This window comes from Streptomyces sp. NPDC037389, assembly GCF_040636475.1.
In the GTDB taxonomy this organism is placed as follows: Bacteria; Actinomycetota; Actinomycetes; order Streptomycetales; family Streptomycetaceae; genus Streptomyces; species Streptomyces hesseae.
Genome location: NZ_JBEZUS010000083.1, coordinates 1 through 1,093, shown reverse-complemented (window position 1 = coordinate 1,093; position 1,093 = coordinate 1). Strand labels below are relative to the sequence as shown.

The following is a 1,093-nucleotide window of genomic DNA, read 5'->3' as shown; positions in this document are numbered from 1 at the left end:
CGACGTGATCCTCACCGACACCCGCGTCGGCGACATCAACCCCGACCTCGCCGCGGCCGTCTCCGGCGGCATCGGCGTCGCCGCCAGCGGGAACATCAACCCCTCCCGCGACTTCCCCTCGATGTTCGAGCCGGTGCACGGCTCCGCGCCCGACATCGCCGGCCAGGGCAAGGCCGACCCCACCGCCACGGTCCTGTCCGTCGCCCTGCTGCTGCGCCACCTCGGTTACGAGGCCGAGGCCGCCCGCATCGAGGACGCCGTCTCGGCCGACCTCGGTGAGCGCGGCGGTCTGCCCGCCCGTTCCACCTCGGAGATCGGCGACGCGCTCGCCGTACGAGTAGCCGGCTGACACCCGCCGCGCCACTCGATCGAATCCGTTTCGAAGCCGTCGGGTCCCAAAACAAGGCACCCGGCGGCTTTCTCCTGCGTCCGCCAGGTGCGACCATCGAAACCTGGGCCGCATTCACCCCGTTTCACCCCTCGCGGGCCGCGCGCGATAATCGAACGCGAAGCCGCGACTTGAGGGAATGCTCGGACGTCCTAGCACCGGCCACCGGCCGTACGGGCGTGACCGCGGCCCGTCACAACACAACCGGTGAAGGACAGCCACCCATGACGACGCCCACGATCGAGCTCAAGCCCTCCGCCAACCCGCTCTCGGACGCCGAGCGCGCGGCGATTCTGGCCAACCCCGGGTTCGGCCGCCACTTCACCGACCACATGGTGACGATCAGGTGGACCGAGGGCCGCGGCTGGCACGACGGCCAGCTCGTGCCCTACGCCCCGCTCTCCCTCGACCCGGCGACCATGGTCCTGCACTACGCGCAGGAGATCTTCGAGGGGCTGAAGGCCTACCGGCGTCCCGACGGTTCCGTCGCCACCTTCCGCCCGGAGAAGAACGGCGCCCGCTTCCAGGCCTCCTCGCGCCGCCTCGGCATGCCCGAGCTTCCGGTCGAGACCTTCATCGAGGCCTGCGACGCGCTGGTGAAGCAGGACGAGAAGTGGGTCCCGGCGCACGGCGGCGAGGAGTCCCTGTACCTGCGCCCCTTCATGATCGCCACCGAGGTCGGCCTGGGCGTCAAGCCGGCCAACG

At 70.7% G+C, this 1,093-nt stretch carries 1 protein-coding gene and 1 pseudogene; both read left to right on the top strand.

The features are described from left to right. On the top strand, nucleotides 1-349 hold a 349-nt coding region (locus tag AB0E98_RS33925; protein WP_361710361.1), incomplete at its 5' end, for an isocitrate/isopropylmalate family dehydrogenase. A 263-nt stretch (nucleotides 350-612) separates the two neighbouring features. Then, a pseudogene (locus AB0E98_RS33920) lies at nucleotides 613-1,093 on the top strand (branched chain amino acid aminotransferase); the annotation flags it as partial.